The sequence below is a fragment of the Polaromonas sp. P4_F9 genome (assembly GCF_056401235.1).
In genome coordinates this window covers 104,894-127,540 of the sequence record NZ_JBFUJT010000006.1, presented here as the reverse complement: position 1 = coordinate 127,540, position 22,647 = coordinate 104,894, and the positions used below count along the sequence as shown (strand labels likewise).

Below are 22,647 nucleotides of genomic sequence, written 5' to 3'. Positions count from 1 at the left end.
GTCCAAGGTAAGTGAAATATCAAACAGGTCGCGTTAACGCACGCTGGCGGATCGCGTCGAAGTCGGTCGGCACTGGATGCAGGTCCAGCCGGCGCCCGGCCTTGACGATCTGACTCGGAATGTCGTGGCCGATCAGCGCCGGCAGCCGATTCGAGGCCTCGATCAGGCGTGGCAGGTCGACGCCGGTGTCGTAACCCATTAACTCCAGCGCATGCACTATCTCCTCGCTGCACACATTGCCGGTCGCGCCCGGCGCGTAGGGGCATCCGCCGATGCCGCCGAGCGAGGCGTCGAAGCGGTCGGCGCCGGCGCTGATGCCCGCCAGCACGTTGGCCAGACCCATGCCGCGCGTATTGTGGAAGTGCAGCGTCACTTCGGTGCCAGGCCAGCGCTGGCGAAAGGCTGCCGTCAGCGCCGCCACTTGGCCGGGGTAGGCCATGCCGGTGGTATCGCACAGCGTCACGCTCCGCGCGCCCATCTCGCCGACGAAGCGGGCGCACCAGTCGAGCACGGTGGTCACCGGCACCTCACCTTCCATCGGGCAGCCAAAGGAGCACGAAAGCGACACATTGACCGCCACCTTGGCCTGGCGCGCCAGCGCGTTGACGTCCGACAGCGCGGCAAAGGACTGCTCGCGCGTCATGCGCAGGTTGGCCAAGTTGTGGCTTTCGCTGGCCGACATCACGAGGTTGAGTTCGTCAGTATTTGCGTCGATGGCGCGCTCGGCGCCGCGCACATTGGGCACCAGCGCGCTGTAGACCACGCCGGCCTTGCGCTCGATCTCGCGCATCACGATCTCGGCATCGCGCAGCGCCGCAATCGCCTTGGGCGAGACGAAGGCCGTCACTTCGATCTTTGCCATGCCGGCTTGCGACAGTGCATTGACCAGCGCGATCTTGGCCGCGCTGGGGACAAACGCTTCTTCCACCTGCAGTCCGTCGCGTGTGCCGACTTCCTGCATGTAGATGCGACGGCCAGCGCCGTTCCAGAGCTTGTCGCTGTCGATGCTGTAGTTGCTCATGCGACCACCTTTCTGCCGCGCAGCGCGGCGATGTCCTCGTTTGAAAAGCCAAGTTCACCGAGTACCGCGTCGGTGTCGTCACCCAGGTGCGGCGCGCTGGAGCGCACGGTTCCCGGCGTCCCGAGCAGCTTGGGCACCACGCCCGGCACCTCCACCTCATAGCCATCGCGGGTGGTTTGCGTGAGGATCATGTCGCGCGCTCGGTAGTGCGGATCTACGGCGATGTCCTTGGCGGTATAGACCTTGCCGGCGGGCACCCGGGCCGTGCCAAGGATGCCGAGAACCTCAACCACCGGCCGCGTGAGCGTCCAGGCCTCGATGGCTTGGTCCAGTTCTGCCGCGCGCGCCACGCGGCCGGCGTTGCTGGCCAGATCGGGCTCGACCGCCAGTTCATCGCGGCCAATGGTCTGCATCAGGCGCTTGAAGATGCTGTCGCCATTACCGGCGATCAGCACGTAGCCGTCCACGCAACGATACGCATTCGACGGCGCGATGCCCGGCAGCGCGCTGCCAGCGGCCTCGCGTACCGCGCCGAATGCGCTGTGTTCGGGGATGAGGCTTTCCATCACATTGAAGACCGCTTCGTTGAGTGCCACATCTATCACTTGCCCCTGCCCGCCGTTGACCTTGCGGTGATAGAGCGCGGTGAGGATGCCGATCGTGCCGTGCAGCGCGGCCAGCGTGTCGCCGATCGAGATGCCGCAGCGCACCGGCACCCGGCCGGGCTCGCCGGTCAGCTGGCGCAGGCCGCCCATCGCTTCGCCGATCGCACCGAACCCCGGCAGATCGCGGTACGGCCCGGTTTGCCCGTAGCCCGAGATGCGCAGCATCACGAGGCCCGGGTTCAGCTTCGACAAGGCCTCGTAGCCCATGCCCCAGCCCTCGAGCGTGCCGGGGCGGAAGTTCTCGATCAGCACGTCGGCCTCTTGGATCAGCTTGCGCGCGATGTCCTGGCCCTCGGCGCTGCGCAGATCGAGCGCGATCGAGCGCTTGTTGCGCGACTGCACCTGCCACCAGACGGAGGTACCATCCTTGATAAGTCGCCAGTTGCGCAGTGGATCGCCCGCACCCGGCGCCTCAATCTTGATCACGTCGGCACCGAATTCGCCGAGCGTCTTGCCGGCAAACGGCCCGGCGATCAGTTGGCCCATTTCGATGATGCGCAGGCCTTGCAGCGCGCTGGGAGTTGTGTTCACGGTCTGTTTCCTTGTTGTCGTATGGGTCGGTCGCAAAGGCCCACCGTCAGTCGACGGTCGCGCCGCCGGGTAACTGCGGCACGACCACGGTGACTGGCCGGCTTGGATATTTGTCCTGCGCAGCGGCGATACGGCGGGTGATATTCATTGGGTGCCTTTTGAAGATGAGGTTCAGTTGAAAAGCCAGGGCTCTGAGGCGCGACGCGCCGCCTCGTGGTCTGGGTAGACGCCTAGCGGTGGCCGTCGCAGGTCAGATCACGCGCTCGGCACGCAGCCGCGCGAGGCTCTCAGTCGTCACGCCCGGCAAGGAATTGAAGACGGTGTCGTTGTGCTCGCCGAGCGTCGGTGCTGGTGCGCGGATGCACGGGGGCGTGGCACTCAGCTTGATGTGACTGCCAGTCAATTTCGTCTTGCCGGCCACTGGATGCTGGACGTCGACGAACATCTCGCGAGCGCCTGCGATGTGAGGGTCGGTCACCAGGCGATCGATGGTGTTGATCGGCGAAGCGGGCACGCCGGCACCCATCATCGCCTCGACAATGCCGTCCACATCCCGGTCGCGGCTCCAGGCCTCGATCAGCGTCTTGATCTCGGCATGGCGCGCAACGCGCTTGGCGTTGGTGTCGAAGCGTTCGTCCTCGGCCAGCGCCGGCTGTCCGATCGTGCGGCACACGAGCCGCCAGAGCTTGTCGTTCGCCGCTGCAATCACGACACTGCCGTCGCGTGCCTCGAACGAGTCGTACGGATAGCACGACTCGTAGCGGTTGCCGATGCGCTCCGGCACTCGCCCATCGGTCAGGTAGATCTGCGTGATGATCTCCAGGCTCGCGACCACCGAATCGACGAGCGCAACATCCACCTTTTGTCCAACGCCTGTTTGGTCGCGGTGGCGCAATGCGGCCAGTAATCCGATCGTCACCGACAGGCCCGCAAGCACGTCTGCCATCGCGGTCCCCGAGCGGGTCGGCTCGCCGCCGGGCCAGCCCGTGGTGCTCATCAGGCCGCCCATGGCCTGCGCGATGATGTCGTAGCCTGGACGCAACCGGTAGGGGCCGGTGTCGCCGAACCCGGAGATCGCCGCATAGACCAGCCGCGGGTTGATTTCCTTGAGCGTGTCGTAACCGAGGCCGAGTTTGTCCATCGTGCCCGGGCGGTAATTCTCAACTACCACGTCCGCGGTCTTGACGAGTTCGAGGAACATCTCGCGGCCCTTGCCTTTGAGATCGAGCGTTACACCCTTCTTGCCCCGGTTCAGGTTCATGTAGTAGGCGCTCTCGCCATTTTGAAAGGGCGCGAAATGGCGTGTGTCGTCGCCCTTGCCAGGCTGCTCGATCTTGATGACTTCGGCACCCATGTCGGCCAGCATCATGGTGCAAAACGGGCCAGCAAGGACCCGCGTGAGGTCCAGGACACGCAGTCCGCCGAGAGCGCCTTGCGACTCATTCATTTCATTCACTGGGTGACACCGTGGGGGAATTGGATTCATGCTTGCCTCTATTGGTTGCTTTTGCGCATTAGTGAAAGAAACGGGTGCGATCTTGCCAATCTCAACTGGCGCGGTGTTACGCACCCGCTGTGTACGCTCATTGACGTTTGAATGGAGTTTGCGAGCAAGCGCTTGGTAAGGGAATGACAAGTCCAAGGCGGGAGCTTTCGTGAAGCGCGAAAGCCAGCACGGGTTTACCCTGCGCTAGCCAGACATTGCCTCTTAGCGCCTTGGGGCGTCGCAGAGATGATCGATCAGCAATCGCACGTGTCGAGGCACGGCGCTCGCATCCCGCAGACCGATCAAAAGGCGACGGGTTGCCCAAGGATCCTGAAGTGCTATCTGCCGCAGATTCATCGAGCGCAGATGCGGCTGGATCGCTTCGCGCGGAAGGACGGCGACTCCCATACCCGCCTCCACCATCTGACACATCCCATCGAAGCTGCGAACCCGGATGTGCATCTTCAGGTTGCGCCCGAGCGCCTCGGCTTCGAACTCCACCCGCCTGGCCAGCGAGGTGCCCCTGGACAGGCAGACAAAGTCATACTCGATGGCTTCCTCGAAGCGCGCCGAGCGCCGCGCCGCCAGCGCATGGCCGCGGGGCACGACGAGAACCAGGCGGTCCTCGCGGTAAGTCATCTGGTGCAAGCCGAAGGCGGGTGTTCGATCGGCGAAGATGCCGAAGTCGGCACGGCCATCCTGCACCGCCTGCACAACCTCGCTGCTGTCTTCTTCCTCCAGTTCGATGCGGATGCCGGGGTGCGCACGAACGAAGGTCGAAATATCCAGCGGCAGAAACTGCGTCACCGCCGAGGTGTTGGCCCACAGGCGCACGACGCCAATGAGGCCACTCGCGTAGTCCGAAAGGTCGGCCGCGAGCTTATCGACGTCGCCGAGGATGCGTTGCGCATGCCGTTGCAGTGCTTGGCCGGCCTGGGTCAGGGTGATGCCGCGCGAATGGCGCTCCAGCAGCGTGGTGCCCACTGCCGCCTCGAGGTCGGTGATACGTTTGCTTGCGGCGCCAACGGCCAGGAGCGCCAGTTCGGCGCCTTTGCTGATACTCCCGCTGCGCGCCACCAGGCAGAACAGCGAGAGCGAGAAAAGATCAAGCCGGTGCAGATTCAAGGAACTTCCCTGCTAAAAAACATTAGCAAATTATGGCCCACCGTTTTTGATGCAATAAGTGACGGTTCGCAAACCCCAGCAGGTAGATCGTTGATTCTGGGTTTTCCTGTTCACTTCTCAAACGGGTATCGCGGCCTCCCACTAACGGGGTTCACTATGCAAGGTTGGCAGACAACATTTTTAGGGATGCGTGAGCTGCCCCGCGGCTGCGTCACCTGGCAATCCATTCGGTAGGGCTGCATCCCATCTCCTGCCGGAACATGAAGGTGAAAGCCGAAGTGGAAGCGTAGCCGAGCTCGAGGGCAACTGTCGTCACGCTGCGTCCCGCGCCCAACCATTCCAGCGCCCGGAAAAGCCGCAAGCGATGGCGCCAATCCCGCAAGGTGATTCCTACCTCCTTCTCGAAGCGCCGTGCAAGCGTTCTCGCGGAAGCACCCAGTTCGCTCCCCCATTCCTCCATGCCGCGTGAGTCACCGGGATTGGCATAGAGGGATTCGCAGATCTTGCGCAATATGGTGCTTCGTGGCCAAGGCAGGTGGAAGTCCTGCACTTGCAAGCGATGCAGTTGCTCAACGATCAAGTCATTGACCTTCGCAATGTAGGCGGTCTTCTCGTGCCCTCGTTCAATCTCCTCCATTTCCACAACAAGCGCTCGGAGAAGCGGCGATACCCGGAATACGGTGCAGGCCTTCGGCATGTCCAGAGGGGAGAGATCGGCCACATAGAGGTTTCGAAACTCGGCGCCATGAAAGGTGCCGACGGTATGCGGTACCCCCGTGGGCACCCAAATAGCCTGCTCGGGGGTAATCACGTACCGCGAGCTCTCCACCGTCACGATCAAGGACCCGGCCTTGGCATACACGAACTGGTTCCATCGGTGCGTATGCTCCGGAAAGATCTGCCGGGGGGACAGACTCTCTGATCGCAGGAAGACCGGCGCAGGCAGCGTATCGATCTCCGGAACAGCCAGGGAACTCCAGCCGTCGTCCCGCTGCGTGCTCTTCGCTTTGCTTGTCATCTCATCGATACATGTAGTCTGCCCATCGAAAGACGGGCAAGACAATAGCTTATAGCATTCTGATTATTCGTTCACCAAACATTCAGAGAATCAGATGCAGTCATCCACCATCCCACCTTCAACAAGCAGTGAGCTCGATCGTTGGCGGGTCACCGCTGCGGGCATCAGCGCCCTAGTTCTGACCGTTGGCGTAGCGCGGTTCGCATACACCCCCCTTTTGCCGATCATGCGCAGTGAAGCGGGACTTTCGGGTCTGGCGGGGGGATGGTTGGCCACGTCGAACTACCTTGGCTATTTTGCTGGATTGTTGATCGCATCCACGCTCAGCAATCTGAACCACAAGTTTCACCTCTATCGCCTTGGTCTGGTGGTGGCCGTCCTCAGCACTGCCGGAATGGGAATGACCCAGGATTTCCGTCTTTGGGGCTTCCTCCGCTTCATCTCCGGGTTCTCAAGCACCGCGGGCCTGCTGCTCGCATCCGGGCTCGTCCTCAACTGGCTGATCCGGCACAACCAAAAGCCCCAGCTGGGACTGCACTTCACCGGGGTCGGGCTGGGAATCATCGTTTCCAGCTTGGTGCTGGCCGCATTGGCGGGCAGCTATTCATGGAGGTTTCAATGGATCACTCTGGGGTTGCTCGGAGCGGTGTTTTTCGTGCCCGCATGGTTCTGGCTCCCCGCCCCTCAGAGCATCAATGTTCGCACCCAGGTGCCAGTCCCTTGCGCACCCTCATCGCGCTGGATGTACCTGATGATCGCGGCTTACTTCTGCGCAGGGTTTGGCTATGTCGTCAGCGCAACGTTCATCGTTGCCATCCTCGAAAAACTGCCCATGCTGTCGGGTCGAGGAACCTGGATCTGGGGGCTCGTGGGTCTGGCAGCAGTGCCATCCTGCTTCCTTTGGGACCGGATCGCGCATGCGGTAGGTCAAGTTCCGGCACTGATCCTCGCCTATGGCCTGCAAACCATCTCGATCGCCTGGCCGGCCATCAGCGACAGCGCTTGGACAAACATGTTCAGCGCCGCTCTCTATGGTGGCACGTTCGTCGGCATCGTGAGCCTGACCCTGGCGATCATCGGAAGACACTTTCCGGCGAATCCAGCCCGGGCCATGGCGCGCATGACACTCAGCTACGGCGTGGCTCAGATCGCAGCGCCAGCCATGGCGGGGTACATCGCGAGCGCCACCGGCAGTTATCGAGGCGCGCTCGTCGTTGCGGCGCTCGTCATGGGATTCGGGATTCTGCTGCTTGTCGTCCTCGGTCGCGAAGACGCAAGAAAGATGAATCGGGCCGCGGCGGACGCGAAAGACTTTCGATCGAATGCTAGAGTGACGTCTTGTCCTCCCACCGGCAATCGCGATTGCATTGGTAACACGATCTCGTAACTCGGCATCAACGCGTTTCGGTGAGTGCATCATGGAGGGCCTCGACAAGACGATCAATCTCCGCCTTCTCAGCAATGAACGGCGGCGCGAGCTGGATCGAGTCTGCGCCCTGGCGAACATAGAAGCCCTTGCTCCAGCACGCCCTGGCAATGTCATAGGGTCGACGGCCAGGCGCGTCGGGCGTAGCAGCGATACCGATGCCGGCAGCCAATCCAAAATTGCGGATATCAATGACGTGCTTCGCCTGGGCGAGGGAATGCACGGCATCTTCGAAGTAGGGCGCCAGTGCCGCAGCGCGACTAACCATCTCTTCGTTCACAAGCACGTCGAGCGTCGCCGTGCGCGGGACGTTCGCCGCCAACAACAGCGAGGCGCTGCGCGAAGCGGCCCTGGGCGGACTGGGTATCGCGCTGCTGCCCGATTTCAGCGAGAACACCGCACTCGATGCTGGCACGCTCGTGCCTGTACTGCCGGACTGGAGGCCGGTGGGCACATTCGCAACCCGCGTCTTGGCTGTCAGGACCCTACAGCCCGCACGTTCCCCGCTCCGTGCAGGCGCTGGTGGCCTTTCTGCGTGAGGCCTTTGCGTCTGGGTTCTGAGCGACGCCGGGCCTATTCCATCAACGGGAAGTTGGCGTATGAAGAATGGCACCAGGTACCAGCACCCAGCGAGATTTGATCAGTGCGTCGGTGCACATTCCGCAGAAGCGGTTGCGACGCGGCACTCGCCGCGTTCGAGGAACACGGTCTGGTCGGGCAGATCGCGCAGGAGGCTGCCGTTCGACTCGGTGACGAGCACGCAAACTTCCGGCGCCAGGGTGCGCAGTTTGCGCAGCGACTCCGCATATTGGTGGGCCAGTACCGGAGCGAGCCCCTGGAATGGCTCGTCGAGCAGAACCAAACTGCGGCCGACCATCAGCGCGCGGCCCAGGGCGGCCATCTTGCCTTGGCCGCCCGACAGCGCGGATCCGGAACGCGGCAGAAGATCCTTCAGTTGCGGCACGACCTCGACGGCTCGCTCCAGACTGCGGTCTACTTCCGCCCGGTTCACGCCGAGAAGTTCGCATGGCAAGCGCAGGTTCTCCTCGACCGTGAACGTGGGAAACATGACCCGATCCTCGGGGGCATAGCCGATCCCGAGACGCGTACGTCCATGGGCGGGCACTTCGGACAGATCCTGACCGTTGAGTTCGATACGCCCCTCGTCGAGCGCAATCAGTCCCATGATCGTGCGCAGCAGGCTCGTCTTGCCGGCACCGTTGCGCCCGACCACAGCGGTAAGCTGTCCCGCCCGGGATTCCCAGGTCACGCGTCGCAACACGGTAATTCCTGCGAGGCGGATACTGATTCCGCTCAACTTCAGCATGTCATTCTCCCAGCACGTTGGTACGGATTTCCGGATCGGCCAGCACTTGCTGCGGCGGGCCGTCCGCGGCGATGCGGCCGGAGATCCAGGCGGCGACGCGCGTTGCATAGCGCGCCACGACGTCCACGTCGTGCTCAACGAAGATCGTGGTGATCTTCTGCTCGTTCAGCGCAGCCATGATCGTGGACATCAGCGAATGCTTCTCCTCCGTCGAGACGCCGCTGGTGGGCTCGTCGAGGATCAACAGGGTGGGCTCCAGGACCATCGCCATGGCGATGTCCAGCAGCTTGCGGTGGCCTTCGGGCAGCGCCTTGCATGGTTCGTCACCACGATCGCGCAGGCCAACCAGTTCGAGCACGTGGTCGATGGTCTTAGCCGGCACTGACGTTTCCAACGCGCTCCAAATCCCCAGGCGCCCGATCTTGCCGGCCGCGGCGATGCGGACGCAGTCACGCAGCGTGTGCTCGAGGAAGAGCTGCGGCAACTGGAAGGAGCGCACCATGCCCTTGCGGGCAATCGACCGAGGCGGCAGCGCCGTCACGTCTTCGCCGCGGAAGCGGACCACGCCGCTGCGTGGCTTGACGAGGCCGGTGCAGATGTTGATGAACGTCGTCTTGCCGGCTCCGTTCTGGCCGATGACCGCCAGCCTCTCACCTTCACGCAACTCGAAGTTGATGTTGTCGGCCGCCACGATGGCGCCGAACGCCAGATTGAGATTCTCGGTCTGCAGCAGTGTAGGCGGCATCACTTTCCTCCTTCGGGCTTGCGCGCGCTGCGCAGCAGCAGGCCTGCAATGCCTTCGGGCGCAAAGAACACCATTGCCAGGAGCACGATGCCAAGCGTCAGCTGCCACGCGCCAGTGATGTACGCGGCGGCATACAGCTTCACGAACTCGAAGATCGCCGCGCCGACGAAGGCGCCGAACGGACTGACGACGCCGCCGAGGATAGCGATGAAGACGAACTCCCCGGACCGGACCCAGTAGCCCATCTCCGGCGTCACCAAGCCTTGCGCCACGGCGAACACCGCCCCGGAGAGCCCGCACAGGGCGGCCGAGATCACGTAGCCGATCAGAAAGACACGGTAGGTGGAGAACCCAACGTACTCCAGGCGCGTCTCATTGGTCTTGATCGCGGATAACGCCTGACCGGCCACCGATCGGTAGTAGCGGTGCACGCCGTAGGCGACCGCGACCGCCAGCACGATGGTCAGGTACAGCAGCACGGTCTCGAAGCCGTCGCGCTCGAGCGCCTGCCCGAAGATGGTCGATCGCGTCACGCGCAACCCATCCGTGCCGCCGGTGTAGTGGAAGAACTTGCCGAGTGCCGCGAAGAGCACCATCGACAGCGCCAGGTTGAGCATCCCGAAGAAGATGGTCCGGTAGCGAACCACGAACGAGCCGACGACCAAGCCGCACAGCGCGGCGAACGCGGTCCCCATCGCCATCAGCAAGACCGTGTCGACGCCCTTGAACCAACGCGAGCAGTACGCGACGCAGTAGCCGGCAAGGCAGGCGTACATCGCATGACCGAGCGAGACCTGGCCCGCGCGGATCAGCACCGAGACGCCGAGCGCCGCGATGCCAAACGAGGTTCCGAAGAGCAGCGGCGTCTTCAGCCACGGCAGTGCTATCGGCAGCAACATGGAGCCGAGCAGGAGCAGTGCGGCGGCGACATGGATGCGCGACGGTCGGGCCAATGCCCCGGTGCGCGGCGCGGCAGCGGCGGGCTGCAGGATGGTTTGGATCTGCGCCATTACACCCTCCGCGCCTGGGCCACCGTGAACAGTCCCTGCGGACGGATCAACAGCACGAGAGTCATGATGATGTAGGGCATCAGCACTTCGAGCTCAGGCATCAGGTACACCGAGAAGGAACGCGCCAGGCCGATCAGCGCGGCAGCCACCAGGGCGCCTTCGATCTGGCCAAGGCCGGCCGTTGCAGCCACCGCGAATGAGAGAACGATCATCTCGGCACCGATGCCGAGCACCCAGGAGGTGGTCTGCACGGACAGCGCGCCGCCCAGCGCGCCGAGCGTCGAGCCGAGAACGAACGTCAGGAAGCACACCCGCTTGACATTGATGCCGAGAGTGGTTGATACCTCGCGGTTGTGGGCCACTGCCACCACTTGGCGGCCAATCAACGTCTTGCGCAGCGCGATGCGCAGCCCGAAGAAGACGGCCAAGGCCACGCCGGGCAAGACCAGTAATTGGTACGTGGTGTACGTGATCCCGAAGATGTCGACGACGCCCAGCGCCGTGACGAACTCACCAGTCGAGTACGGCGTCCCGCCCCAAACGATGCGCTGCAGATCCTCGAAGATCATGAACGCCGCGAACGTCACGAGCAGCTGCAGGACCGGATCCTTGTCGTAGATCCGACGTATCAGCAGCCGCTCGAGCAGCCCGCCCAGCAGGCCGCCCACGATGACGGCGGCCAGCGGGATCAGGAGCACCGACCAGTACGGCGAGAAGTGAATGGACGCCACGGTCGCGACCAGCGTCGCGGTGAGGTAGCCGCCGATGGCGAACGTGCTCCCATGAGCCATGTTGACGATGTTCATCACGCCAAAAATGATCGTGATGCCGACGGCAACGAGAAATAGAAGTGCGCTGTAGGACAGCCCGTCCAGGACTGCGAGCAGCACGGTGTGCGCGTTCACTTGGATGCGACGCCGTTGGCCGGGAAGGTCACGATGTTCTTGTCGTGGACGACGGACGGCTTCAGCGTCGAGACCCACTTCAGCGAGTTCTGTCCGACCGGCGCGGTCACGAGCTCGGGCGGGTACATCGTGATTTGGTCCAGCACGGCGAAGTTGTACTGCGGCACCTTCTTCGTCACGCCCCACATCTGCCACGCAAGTCCCTGCCCGTCCTCGCGGATGTGGACCTTGTTGGTCAGCCCGGTGAACTCGGCCTGGTGCAGTGCGTCGGCGACCTGCTCCTCAGTCGGCCAGGCACCCTTGTTGCGCTTGATTGCTGTCTCGTAACCGACCTGGAGGGCGGCGAGAGCTTGAGCCATGTGGAAAGCTGAATAGATGGGGTAGGCACCCGTGCGCTGCTTGAAGCGCTCGACAAATGCCTTGAATTTCGGATCGTCCTTGACTTGTGGATGCAGGAAAAAGTGGTCACCACGGGCACCGATGATCACACCTTCAGGGAGCACATTGCCCAGACGCTCGAGTGAGCTCTCCCCCTGCGCCAGAACGAACTGCGAGTTGCGCATCAGTCCGCGCTGAGCGGCTTGGCGGACAAAGGTATCCAAGTCACCGCCCCAGGAGGTGGTGAACACCACGTCCGGACGCAGCGCCTGAAGGCGGCTGATCTCCGTCGAGTAGTCCGTCGCACCGAACTTGGGGAACAGTTCGGCCACCACCTGCACGTCCGGCTTTAGTGCCTTCAATGCAGTCAGCGCCATCTCCCAGGAGTCCCGCCCATAGGCGTAATCCTGGTTCACGACCGCGATTGTCTTGAAGTTGGGATGCTTACGCAGCAAGTAGAGGATGCCCGATACCTGCTCTGCGGTCGTGTTGCCCAGGCTGCGGACCACGTACTTGTAGCGCCGGTCCTCCAGGATCTTCTGCGTCGCACAGTCCCACATGATGTTGACGACTTTCAGGTCCTCGGCCACGGGCGCAATGATGTTGCAGCTGCCGCTTGAGATGGACGCGAGCATCACCCGCACGCCCTGCTCCTGAACGAGACGCCGGTATTCCGACAGCAACCGGTCTCCGCCCACGCCTTCGTCGATGAAGGTCGGCACGATCTTCACGCCAGCGATCCCGCCTTTGGCGTTGATGTCCTCGATGAGTATCTCGGCGGCTGCTTTGCCTGACAGGCCAAAGACCGACGCGGGTCCCGTGAGGAACGTGGTGATGCCGAGTTTCAGCTCAGCGGGCTTGCCGGACTGTGCGTGGGCTCCGAATGCCATGGTCGCGGCAAGCGCGCCGGTGGCAAAACCCCTGAGTATGGTCTTCAACATGGTATTTCCTACTTTGTTTGTGATACGCGGTTCTGGATGCGGCCGCACGCTCCCGGCTGGGTGCGGGGCCCTGACTGCCGGAGCCGTTCGGTGACGACATCTTCGGCGGATAATGGTTTACATAAAAGAGCCATTTTGGAAAAACTTAGATAGGCCACTATCCATGCCGCGCAGACCGACCACCGTAGAGATTCCGTCGCTGGGCTCCCTTGACCGCAATTCAGGGCAAGTCGGGCGCCAGCTGGCTCATGGCCTGCGCAATGCCATCAAGAACGGAGAGCTCAAGCCAGGCGAACCGCTTCCCTCGACGCGCACGCTGGCCAATGCATTGCGGCTGGCCAGGGGCACGGTGATGGAGGCCTTTGATCAGCTTGTTGCCGAAGGCTTTCTCGAGGCGCGCACCGGGGCCGGAACCCGTGTTTCGATGGCTCTTCAGGACAGCGAGCCCCTTGCTCAGCCGCACCATGACCGCACGACCCCAAACCATGTTGAGACGAAGCTGCCGCCAGTCGCTCGGCAGCTTGCCGATGTCGCCCGCTCATTCGCCCCGCAACGACCGGTTCCGTTCGCCGTGACGGTGCCAGTGGGTGCCGCGGCCCCCGACGACACCTGGCGCCGTCTGGGCAACAAGCTTCGCGTGATGGGCAATGGCGCTCCTGGGGGGTACGGAGACCCGCAAGGATTGTTGAGCCTGCGGCGCGCCATCGCGGAGCACGTGCGCAAGGCGCGGGCCGTCCGCTGCGACCCGGAGCAAGTCGTCATCACCTCCGGCACGCAGCAAGGGCTGTATGTCGCCGCACGCCTCCTCGTCGGTGAGGGCGACACGATGTGGGCCGAGGATCCTGCCTACCCGGGGCTGATCTCCATCCTCGAAGGGCTGGGCATGGGTACGCGCGTGCTGAGGGTGCCGGTGGATACCGAGGGCATCGATGTCGAGGCCGGGACGCGGGCGGCACCAGAAGCGCGCGCCGCGTTCGTGACGCCATCGCACCACTATCCGATCGGCATGCCAATGAGCATGGCACGGCGCACAGCGCTGCTGGCATGGGCGCGTCGCGCCAATGCCTGGATCATCGAAGACGATTACGACAGCGAACTGCGGTATGCCGGTCACCCCTTCCCGTCGCTCCAGGGCCTGGATCCAGCGCGCGTCATCTACCTGGGCACCTTTAGCAAGATCCTTTATCCATCTTTGCGCTTGGGGTATGCGGTGGTGCCGGACGGATTGGTGCAAGCCTTCATCGGCGCACGCGCACTGATCGATAGACACCCACCGACTGCCGAGCAGCACGTGCTCGCTGCGTACATGCAGGAGGGCTATCTGCAGGCCCACGTGCGAAGGATCCGGGCGGTTTACGCCTCACGTCGGAGCGCGCTGATCGCAGCGATCGAGCGCTGGCTGAACGACTGGGTGGTGCTGCAGCCAAGCGACCAGGGCATGCACGTGGTTGTGTGGCTGCGCGGAGCTGGGAACGATGTCGAGCTGGCCTCGCGTGCAGCGGCCGCTGGAATCGCGATGCGTCCGGTCTCGCCGATGTTCGCCGGCGCCGCCGGCCGACCGGGCTTCGTGCTCGGGTTCGGCGGATTTCCCGAGGCCGACCTCGATGCGGCGGCCAGGAAGCTCGCCAACATGTTCGCGGACGACGCGCGCGATCGCAGCCCACACACCATCAGCTCGCGGGCAACGAGGACGGTTCTGTCGCGTTAGCTACTGATGAACGTGGTGTTGCTGGAGACGAGTGCCAGTTTCTCAAACTGGACGGATTTTTCCTGCCAACGCATACAACTGGTCGGCAAAAGACAACTCGATACCCCCTTTCAGCAGAAGCTGACCTTTGCGGATCATGTGCATCAATTCGATGTCGGCCAGGACATTTGTGGCGGCCCGAAATGACTTGAAGTTGAGCATCGGTTTGGTGACCCGCTTGATGGCCCGATGGTCCTGCTCGATGATGTTGTTCAGGTATCCGTCCGTTACTGTCGACCGAGCAGCCACTGCAGGTTCCGTCGTACGGCGGGCCACTCATTCGCAACAATGCTGTATACGTACGTATCCCGCAGCAAATTCCCTTCGACAATCTGATGGCTTCTCAAAATGCCGTCCAGCTTGGCGCCAAGTCGTTCGATCGCGGCCCGGCTGCGCAAGTTGAAGGAAGACGTTCGAAACTCGACGGCAATACAAGACAGCGTGTCGAACGCGTGCTTAAGCAGCAGCTCCTTGCATTCGGTATTGACCCCAGTGCGCTGGGCTGATGCTCGGTACCAGGTCGAGCCAATCTCCAAACGCCGATGCTGAGGCTCAATATTCATGTAGGTGGTCATTCCCAGAACGCGAGCGGTCTGCTTGTCTTCCACCAGGAACGCCAGCATGCTCCCCGCTTCCTGCAAAGCCAGCCTCCTCTCGATCTCAGCCTCAACGTTTTCGGGTGCGGGAATTTTTGTGTACCAGAGATTCCATAGCTCCCCATCGGAAGCAGCCTCTTTCAGGGCAGAGGTATGTCGGACGGACAACGGCCTTAGTACGACGGCCTCTCCGTTCAATTCCACGGGTTCAATCCATGCCAAGGGTCATCTCCTATAAGTGTCCTGCGACCAAGACTAGTACTACACCATTCGGTGCGAGAACGCCGCGATTCCCGTAGCGTCATGCATCAACGCGTTTCGGCGAGTGCGTCATGAAGGGCCTCGACAAGACGATCAATCTCCGCCTTCTCTGAAATAAACGGCGGCGCGAGCTGGATGGAGTCTGCGCCCTGGCGCACATAGAAGCCTTTGCTCCAGCATGCCTTCGCAATGTCGTAGGGCCTGCGGCCGGGCGAGTCGGGCGTAGCAGCGATACCGATGCCAGCAGCCAATCCAAAGTTACGGATATCGATGACGTGCCTCGCCTGGGCGAGTGAATGCACGGCATCTTCGAAGTAGGGCGCCAGTGCCGCCGCACGACCAACCATCTCATCATTCACAAGCACATCGAGCGTCGCGATCCCTGCCGCGCAAGCGACCGGATGGGCCGAGTATGTGTAGCCATGAGGAAACTCGACCGCGAAGTCAGGAGAGGCCACTCCCATGAACGAGTTGTAGATATTGCTCGAGGCGACGACAGCGGCCAGCGGCTGCGCGCCATTCGTCACTTGCTTGGCGATGGTCATCATGTCCGGCACAACCCCGAATGCTTCCGCACCCGTCATCGCGCCAAACCGGCCGAATCCAGTGATGACCTCATCGAAGATCAGCAGGATGTCGTGCGCCGTGCAAATGTCTCGCAGCCGCTGCAGATAACCCGTAGGTGGCAGGATCACGCCGGCGGAACCGGAGATCGGCTCGACGATCACGGCGGCAATATTTGACGCATCATGCAAGGCGATCAATTCGATCAATTCGTCGGCAAGGTTGGCACCGTCCTGCGGTAGGCCGCGAACAAAGGCGTTGCTTGCAAGCTGTGTGTGGGCAAGATGGTCTGCGTCAACACCGGGGCCAAAGAGTTTGCGGTTGCCGCCGAGGCCACCGACAGATAGCCCCCCGAAATTGACCCCGTGATAGCCCTTTTGCCGACCGATGAAGCGGGTCTTGGTTCCTTGCCCCTGCAGACGCCAGTAGGCACGTGCCAGCTTCAGCGCGGTATCCACCGCCTCCGATCCGGAGCTGGTGAAGAACACGTGGTCCAGCCCCTGCGGCATGAGCGCTTTGATCTTGTTCGCGAGCTCGAACTGCGCAGGATGGCCGTGCTGGAAAGCGGGTGAGTAATCCAGCTTCGCAATCTGCATAGAGACTGCTTCGGATATCTCACGTCGCCCATGCCCCAGCCCTGAGCACCACAGACCTGAAAGCCCATCAAAGATCTTCTGACCATTTATATCGGTGAAGTACGCTCCCTTGGCTTCAACGATGACCCGGGGCGATTCTTTGAACTGGCGGTTTCCGGTGAATGGCATCCAGCAGGCATCGATCCATTGCGGATCCAGGCCGAGGGACGGTTGTTGATGCTTTCCTAGAGAAGTATGCATGGCTGCTTCCAGTTGAGGATGTGAATTCCGTTGATTAGGTAGCGCCGACGCTGAGGTATCGGTCCTTGACGACCTCGTCGGCCAGGAACTGCGCGTTGCTGCCCTGATACACGATCGTTCCTTGCTCGATCACATAGTGCCGATCAGCCAGCTGGGTGCAGACTTCGAGGTTCTGTTCCACCAGCAGGACTGCGACGCCAGCACGCCGGATCTCCTTGAGCTGGGCAACGATCTCTTCGACAATGACCGGTGCCAGCCCCTCGACCGGTTCATCCAGCATCAGAAGCTTGGGGTTGTTGAGCAGCGCGCGTCCGATCGAGAGCATTTGCTGCTCCCCACCAGAGAGCTGCCCGCCTCCGTTCTTGCGGCGCTCACGTAGGCGCGGAAAGATCCGGTAAATGTCGGCCAATGCCCACGGGGAACCGCGCCTCTGACCGAGCAGAAGATTCTCTTCGACTGTCAGCAGTTTGAAGATTCCTCGGTCCTCGGGAACCAGGCAAACACCGCGCGATGCGATCTGATGGGAAGGCAAGCCTTGCAACTCGACGCCTGAAAACACGATCTTTCCGCCCGTGGCGCGTACAGCGCCGGCGATTGTTTTGAGCGTGGTGGACTTTCCGGCCCCGTTTCGGCCGAGCAGGGTCACCAGTTCCCCGTCCCCGAGCTGCAGATCAATGCCCTGCAAAACGTGGCTTTTGCCATAGTGGCTGTGTAGCCGATCCAGGCGAAGAATCATTTTCGGCCTCCCGTGATCATGCTTCCCAGGTAGGCGGTTCGCACGCGTTCGTCATCACGCACGGCCTGAGGCGTCCCCTCGACCAGCACCCGTCCCTGCTGCATCACCGTCACAGTGTGCGATATGTCCATGACGATCCCCATGTTGTGCTCGATCAAAACGACCGTGTAGTCGCGGCCCAGATCGGCAATCAGCTTCTTCATGTCATCCAGATCGTCGATTCCCATGCCGGAGGTGGGCTCGTCCAGAAAGATGGCTTTGGGCTGGGCCGCCAAGGCCATGCCGACCTCCAATCGACGCTGCTGACCATGCGACAGGGAAGCAGCCGCTGAACGCTCCTGACTTCGCAGACCCAGGCGCTCGATCACCCGATCCACAGTCTCTGCGCAGGACCAAAGACCCTGCGGCGAGCGCCAGAGATTGAACGCCCTCTTTGCATTCACGCCCTGCGCCGCAAGGCGCAAGTTCTCGCGTACTGTCAGGGTAGGAAACAGGCTCGTGATCTGGAACGATCTCGCCATCCCCTTGCGCACTCTGACGTGGCCCGGCTCACGGGTGACGTCCTGACCATCGAAGGTAATGCTGCCGCCGGTCACACCATGCGTGCCGGTGAGGGAGTGGAACAGTGTCGTCTTGCCTGCGCCATTGGGACCAATGACGGAGTGCACCGTATTGCGTCTCACACGCAGGTCTACGCCGCCGAGAGCCACGAACTTGCCGTAGTGCTTGGTAACCTGCCGTGCTTCCAGAAGGAATTCCGTGCTCATACCCGCTTCTCCTCGACCCGGCTTGCACCGACTCGTGTGAATCGCGCCGTCAAGGCGCGGATGGCCTCTTCAATGAGCCCCCACAAGCCGCGCTGCATGCCCAGGCTGATGACCACGAGAAGCACGCCCAGCAGCATCAGCCAGCGCGGCCACAGCGTGGACAGCCAATCGGCTGCGAGCACGTAGAACAAGGCACCGATCAACGACGCGGCGAGATTGCCAACGCCACCGATCACCGTCATCATGAGGATCATTTCACTCACATGAAATTCGGCGTTCGCGAGTGGTGCAACACCGACCATCATCGCGTTGAGTGCGCCGGCCAGGGAAGTCACGGCACCCGAAAGCATGAAAGCGAGCAGTTTGAAGCGCGGTACGTTGTAGCCAACGGCACTGGCGCGCACCTCGTTGTCCCGGATTGCCAGCAACGTGCGCCCAAAGATCGATGTCGTCACCCGGTGCAAAGCGACGAAGACCACCAGGAAGACGACTGCCACCATTGTGTAGAACTGCCACGCCGTGGTGTTATCCAAGAGAACCGCTCCGAACACCGACAAGGGCGGTTTCGGGATGTTGAGCAGTCCGTTATCGCCCCCGGTCAGGGAAGGAGTGCTATACGCCAGAAAGTAGAACATCTGTGCGAAGGCGAGCGTCAGCATGACGAAGTAGGTTCCCTTCTGTCGAATCGACACGATGCCAACCAGGCCAGCGGCAAGGCCACCGAGGATGATGGAGGCAACCAGCGCAAGGGGCATGGGCATTCCGGTGCGAGTGAGCATCAGGCCGATCGCATAGCTGCCGAGCCCGAAGAAGATGCCCTGCCCGAATGAAAGCAGGCCGGTATACCCCAGCAGCAGGTTGCAGCCCAGTACGGCCAGCGCATAGATTAAAACTTCGCTGGCCAAGGAGCCAGAACTCAACATGAGCGGCAGTGCCAGCACCACGCCAAGGGCAACCGCGATATCAAGGTTTCGACGCATGGTTCAACCTCGCTTTCCAAGTAGGCCATTGGGACGCAGCAGCAGAATAGCGGCCATGGCAACATAAATCATCAGACGAGCTCCCTCGGGCCAAAGGGTGCTCATCACGCTTTGCACGACACCGATAAGAATGCCCCCCACGAGCGCTCCAGTGAAACTTCCCAAGCCACCGACCACCACCACAACGAACGCGACAGCCAGCGCTTCGATGCCCATGAACGGCTCGACACCCCGGATGGGTGCGGCGAGGACACCCGCGATCGCCGCTGTCGCCGCCCCGAGCGCAAATACCAGGCTGAACAGGCGAAAGACGTTGATGCCGAGCAAGGAGACCATCTCCGGCGACTCGCTACCGGCGCGCACCGCACTGCCCAGACGAGTGCCTTCGAGCACCCACCAAAGCAATACGGCCAAGCCGGCCGTCACGGCGATCACGAACAGACGGTACTTGGGATAGATGAAATCGCCCCACGTGACCACGCCTTCCAGCCCTGGCGGGACTGCTACGCTATCGCCCAGAGGTCCCCACTGCACGATTACCAGTTCCTGGATGATCAGTGCGACACCCACGGTGATCAGGATATGGAACTCGTGCGGCTTGGCGTAGACATGTCGGAGCAGGGTCTTCTCGGCGACCCAACCAACGGCCGCGACGAGCAGCGGAACCACAAGCAGGGCGGCCCAGAAGCTCATCCCTTGCCTTATGGCCTCAAAGCAAAAATACGCGCCGAGCAGATAAAAAGCACCATGGGCGAAATTGACGAATCGGAGCAAGCCGAAAACGATGGACAGTCCAACGGCCAACAGGAAGTACAACATTCCTATCCCGATGCCATTGACCGTCTGCAGAAGGTAAACACTCATATGCGGCGACTCCGTTGGTTCACGGCCGGCTATCAGCTCAGCTTGCAGCCGGTTTGTTCGACGGTCAGGAAGGACTGGCCGGAACTGACCACATCCACATAGTCGTCCGCATCCTTCATCTGCTTCTTGGCTTTTCCGCGCAACAAGTAGTAGTCCTTGATGACCTGATGGTCTTCCTTGCGGATTTGCTCTTGACCGGTAAGGCCCGCGTACTTCATACCCTCCAACGCCGAGATCACCGCCCTCGGATCGGCCGAACCCGTCTTGGCGATTGCGTCGATGATGCATTTGGTGCAGATGTAAGCAGCTGCCAAGTTGTAGTTCGGCGTAATCTTCAGTTCCTTGGTCACCTGCGTGATCAGCTCTCGGTTGGTCGGCGAATCGACTTTATGCCAATACTGTGCACCGAAGTAGATGCCCTCTGTGGTGTCTGCGCCGAGCGACTGAAACTGCTCCAACCCGGACGTCCAGGGCACAAGAATCGTCATGTTCTTGTGCATTCCGAAGCTGATGGCTTGACGCAGCGCGTCGGTTGACTGCGTACCGAAGTTGAGCAGCACCAAGACATCCGGCTTGGCTGCGATGGCATTGGTGAGATAGCCGCTGAACTCTTTCTCCGCCAGCGAGTGGTAGCTGTTACCGACCAGCTCCACGCCCTTTTCCTTCAGCACATCCTTGGTAGCGGCCAGCATTCCTTCGCCAAAGACATATTGGGCCGTGATGGTATACCAGCGCTTCGCCTTCGGCTGAGCCTCGATGAGCGGACGCACTGTCTGCGCGACGGCGCCATGGACAGGTACTGGCCACCGAAACGTCGCGGGATTGCATTCCTTGCCCGTGATCTCGTCTGCACCGGAATAGCAGAAGAAAACCCCACCAAGCCGGTTGACTTCCTTGCCCATCGCCAGCGCTTCGGGAGACAAGATGCCGCCGACAAAAAACTTGGCGTTCTTCTGCTGCGCGGCCTCCTGCACCTTGCGCACCGCGGTCGCCGGCTTTGCCTCGGTATCAAAAACACTGTACGCGAGGCGACGGCCGATCACGGTCCCATACCGCTGGATCGCCATGCGCACGCCGAGCTCTCCATACTTGCCGTTGACGGCGAATGGACCAGACATGGGGAAGGGGGCCCCGAATTCGATCCCTTCGGCCGCTTGCGCTGACGCCAAGCGGGAAAGTGACAACGGGGCAATGCCAGCTGCGGCCAGCGTTAGTACATCACGTCTATTCATTTTCTTCTCCTTAAGTTTCAGTTTGGGAAAGTGACGATGGCAAACGGCGATCCGGCTCGCCGCGAGGGAACCTATGACGAGTTGAGAAGTTGTGCGACAGCGCCCGCAATCGAAAGCAATCGGTCGTCTTCGCCTCGGGCCCCCACCAACTGGATGCCGACAGGGCGACCGTCTGTGGTCAGGCCGCACGGGACCACGATGGCAGGCTGTTGGCTCAGGTTGATTGGAAAGCTGAAGCCAGCCCAATCGGTCCATCGGGACACGCCGCTGCCGGGCGGCACTTCGTGACCCGCCTCGAAGGCGGCCACCGCCGTGGCCGGCGAGACGAGGACGTCGTATTCGTTCAGCAACCGATCCATTGCGCTACCGAACTCGGCCCGACGCATCTGCGCGGAGACGAGTCCTGTGGTCATCTGTCTGCCGAGACGGGCCGCCTCCAGCAACCCAGGATCAACCCGACTTCGATCTTTCTCGGGAATCGAGTCGATGCGGGCCGCCGCGCCACAGAGCCAGTGGTGCTGAAAGATGTCCAAGACGTCGTCGCGGGGCAGTTGCACAGGCTCCACACAAGCGCCTGCGCCTTCGATTCGGCGAACGACTCGTTCGACGATCTGGGCGATCTCTGGATCGACCTTCCCCGCCGCGGGCTGTGACCAGTAGCCAACTCGCACGCTAGCGAGCGCGGGCAGGCCGCGTTCGGATGATGTGGGACTGTGCGCACACTGTGTCCAGTCGCGCATGTCTCTGCCCGCCATCACCGTGAACATGGCCCCCACGTCGGCTACGGTCCTGGCGATGGACCCAATGTGGGACAGGGTTCCGAACGCGCTTACCGGAAAGGCGGGAACGCGCGCGAAAGTCGGCTTGAATCCCACCGTTGCGGTGAAAGAGGCAGGAATGCGCGCCGATCCTCCGCCGTCCGTGGCGAGATGAAAGACACCGGCGCCAGTAGCGGCTGCTACGGCCGCGCCACCGGACGACCCTCCAGCGGTGACGTTGGGCATCCATGGATTGCGCGTGATGCCGCTCGAGGGACTGTCCGTGACCGCCTTCCAGCCGAACTCGGGCGTGGTGGTCAGGCCCAGAAAGACAGCTCCGGCGCGGCGCAGTCGCTCGACCGCTGGCGCATCCTCACGTTGTGGCTGCGTCTGTGTCGTCAGGCTTCCGAACCGAACCACCCAGCCTTTGACCCAGACGATATCCTTGATCGTTGTTGGCACGCCGTCGATCGGCGACAGCGATGTCCCCGCGCGCCAGCGTTGTTCGGACGCACGGGCCAGCTCGATTGCGCCGTGGTGGTCGATGTACGTGAATGCGTTGTAGGGGCTGTTGATCGCTTCGGCCCGGGCGAGCGCCGCACGCGCGACCTCCACGGGCGAGAGTTCGCCCGAGCGATAGAGCGGAATCAGCTCTGCCGCGCCCAGGCGGCAAAGCGGATCGGCATCCGCGAGGGGGGACCGGATAGACAGGTACATGAATCGGCTCC

At 62.0% G+C, this 22,647-nt stretch carries 20 protein-coding genes and 3 pseudogenes; 3 read left to right on the top strand and 20 right to left on the bottom strand.

Translation table 11 applies throughout. From position 1 onward, the window contains the following. Positions 1-19: 19 nt before the first annotated feature. The 5 genes from AC1DUB_RS07585 to AC1DUB_RS07565 form a co-directional block, all read right to left on the bottom strand. Positions 20-1,021, bottom strand: coding sequence for a hydroxymethylglutaryl-CoA lyase (locus AC1DUB_RS07585; RefSeq protein WP_477729023.1), 1,002 nt, complete (start codon positions 1,019-1,021; stop codon positions 20-22). After that, complete coding sequence (locus AC1DUB_RS07580) at positions 1,018-2,217, bottom strand: CaiB/BaiF CoA transferase family protein (protein ID WP_477729022.1); 1,200 nt, start codon at positions 2,215-2,217, stop codon at positions 1,018-1,020. Before AC1DUB_RS07580 ends, AC1DUB_RS07585 begins: the two co-directional genes overlap by 4 nt. 250 nt (positions 2,218-2,467) lie before the next feature. Beyond that, a complete protein-coding gene (locus AC1DUB_RS07575) occupies positions 2,468-3,664 on the bottom strand; it encodes a CaiB/BaiF CoA transferase family protein (RefSeq protein WP_477729021.1) in 1,197 nt (398 codons plus the stop codon). 261 nt (positions 3,665-3,925) lie between these two features. Continuing rightward, complete coding sequence (locus tag AC1DUB_RS07570) at positions 3,926-4,828, bottom strand: LysR substrate-binding domain-containing protein (protein WP_477729020.1); 903 nt, start codon at positions 4,826-4,828, stop codon at positions 3,926-3,928. A gap of 211 nt (positions 4,829-5,039) precedes the next feature. Beyond that, a complete protein-coding gene (locus AC1DUB_RS07565; RefSeq protein ID WP_477729019.1) occupies positions 5,040-5,846 on the bottom strand; it encodes an AraC family transcriptional regulator in 807 nt (268 codons plus the stop codon). Positions 5,847-5,940: 94 nt separating this feature from the next. On the opposite strand from AC1DUB_RS07565, the gene AC1DUB_RS07560 reads away from it, so the two are divergent. Beyond that, on the top strand, positions 5,941-7,233 hold the full coding sequence (locus AC1DUB_RS07560; protein ID WP_477729018.1) for a YbfB/YjiJ family MFS transporter: 1,293 nt from the start codon (positions 5,941-5,943) through the stop codon (positions 7,231-7,233). 7 nt (positions 7,234-7,240) lie between these two features. Here the strand turns inward: AC1DUB_RS07560 and AC1DUB_RS07555 are convergent. Beyond that, positions 7,241-7,570 (bottom strand): annotated as a pseudogene (locus AC1DUB_RS07555) (aminotransferase class III-fold pyridoxal phosphate-dependent enzyme); the annotation flags it as partial. On the opposite strand from AC1DUB_RS07555, the pseudogene AC1DUB_RS07550 reads away from it, so the two are divergent. Continuing rightward, positions 7,563-7,833 (top strand): annotated as a pseudogene (locus AC1DUB_RS07550) (LysR substrate-binding domain-containing protein); the annotation flags it as partial. The pseudogenes AC1DUB_RS07555 and AC1DUB_RS07550 overlap by 8 nt on opposite strands. Before the next feature lie 79 nt (positions 7,834-7,912). Here the strand turns inward: AC1DUB_RS07550 and AC1DUB_RS07545 are convergent. Genes AC1DUB_RS07545 through AC1DUB_RS07525 form a run of 5 tightly spaced genes read right to left on the bottom strand, consistent with a single transcriptional unit; the run spans position 7,913 to position 12,578 of the window. Then, positions 7,913-8,599 (bottom strand): ABC transporter ATP-binding protein, encoded by a 687-nt coding sequence (locus AC1DUB_RS07545; protein ID WP_477729017.1) that lies wholly within the window; start codon positions 8,597-8,599, stop codon positions 7,913-7,915. Position 8,600: 1 nt separating this feature from the next. Then, positions 8,601-9,344, bottom strand: a complete 744-nt coding sequence (locus AC1DUB_RS07540) for an ABC transporter ATP-binding protein (protein WP_477729016.1) — start codon at positions 9,342-9,344, stop codon at positions 8,601-8,603. Then, a complete protein-coding gene (locus tag AC1DUB_RS07535; protein WP_477729015.1) occupies positions 9,344-10,354 on the bottom strand; it encodes a branched-chain amino acid ABC transporter permease in 1,011 nt (336 codons plus the stop codon). The genes AC1DUB_RS07540 and AC1DUB_RS07535 overlap by 1 nt, the downstream gene beginning before the upstream one ends. Beyond that, positions 10,354-11,259, bottom strand: a complete 906-nt coding sequence (locus AC1DUB_RS07530; protein ID WP_477729014.1) for a branched-chain amino acid ABC transporter permease — start codon at positions 11,257-11,259, stop codon at positions 10,354-10,356. The genes AC1DUB_RS07535 and AC1DUB_RS07530 overlap by 1 nt, the downstream gene beginning before the upstream one ends. After that, positions 11,256-12,578, bottom strand: a complete 1,323-nt coding sequence (locus tag AC1DUB_RS07525) for an ABC transporter substrate-binding protein (protein WP_477729013.1) — start codon at positions 12,576-12,578, stop codon at positions 11,256-11,258. The genes AC1DUB_RS07530 and AC1DUB_RS07525 overlap by 4 nt, the downstream gene beginning before the upstream one ends. 163 nt (positions 12,579-12,741) lie before the next feature. Here AC1DUB_RS07525 and pdxR point away from each other — a divergent pair, with 163 nt between their 5' ends. After that, positions 12,742-14,286 (top strand): MocR-like pyridoxine biosynthesis transcription factor PdxR, encoded by a 1,545-nt coding sequence (gene pdxR, locus AC1DUB_RS07520; protein WP_477729012.1) that lies wholly within the window; start codon positions 12,742-12,744, stop codon positions 14,284-14,286. Between the two features lie 42 nt (positions 14,287-14,328). On the opposite strand, the pseudogene AC1DUB_RS07515 reads toward pdxR, so the two are convergent. From AC1DUB_RS07515 to AC1DUB_RS07475, 9 genes and pseudogenes are all read right to left on the bottom strand, one after another. After that, positions 14,329-14,544 (bottom strand): annotated as a pseudogene (locus AC1DUB_RS07515) (DDE-type integrase/transposase/recombinase); the annotation flags it as partial. Between the two features lie 8 nt (positions 14,545-14,552). Then, a complete protein-coding gene (locus tag AC1DUB_RS07510; protein ID WP_477729011.1) occupies positions 14,553-15,143 on the bottom strand; it encodes a GNAT family N-acetyltransferase in 591 nt (196 codons plus the stop codon). 86 nt (positions 15,144-15,229) lie between these two features. After that, positions 15,230-16,582, bottom strand: a complete 1,353-nt coding sequence (gene aptA / locus AC1DUB_RS07505; protein WP_477729010.1) for an omega-aminotransferase AptA — start codon at positions 16,580-16,582, stop codon at positions 15,230-15,232. A 34-nt stretch (positions 16,583-16,616) separates the two neighbouring features. After that, the gene (locus AC1DUB_RS07500) at positions 16,617-17,318 is read right to left on the bottom strand and encodes an ABC transporter ATP-binding protein (protein WP_477729009.1); all 702 of its coding nucleotides are present in this window, start codon (positions 17,316-17,318) and stop codon (positions 16,617-16,619) included. Then, complete coding sequence (locus AC1DUB_RS07495) at positions 17,315-18,085, bottom strand: ABC transporter ATP-binding protein (RefSeq protein ID WP_477729008.1); 771 nt, start codon at positions 18,083-18,085, stop codon at positions 17,315-17,317. The genes AC1DUB_RS07500 and AC1DUB_RS07495 overlap by 4 nt, the downstream gene beginning before the upstream one ends. Next, positions 18,082-19,065, bottom strand: coding sequence for a branched-chain amino acid ABC transporter permease (locus AC1DUB_RS07490; protein WP_477729007.1), 984 nt, complete (start codon positions 19,063-19,065; stop codon positions 18,082-18,084). Before AC1DUB_RS07490 ends, AC1DUB_RS07495 begins: the two co-directional genes overlap by 4 nt. A 3-nt stretch (positions 19,066-19,068) precedes the next feature. Next, entirely contained in the window at positions 19,069-19,929 is an 861-nt protein-coding gene (locus tag AC1DUB_RS07485; RefSeq protein ID WP_477729006.1) for a branched-chain amino acid ABC transporter permease, read from the bottom strand. A gap of 32 nt (positions 19,930-19,961) precedes the next feature. Beyond that, entirely contained in the window at positions 19,962-21,161 is a 1,200-nt protein-coding gene (locus tag AC1DUB_RS07480; protein ID WP_477729005.1) for an ABC transporter substrate-binding protein, read from the bottom strand. A gap of 71 nt (positions 21,162-21,232) precedes the next feature. Beyond that, a complete protein-coding gene (locus AC1DUB_RS07475; RefSeq protein WP_477729004.1) occupies positions 21,233-22,636 on the bottom strand; it encodes an amidase in 1,404 nt (467 codons plus the stop codon). Between the last annotated feature and the right edge of the window lie 11 nt (positions 22,637-22,647).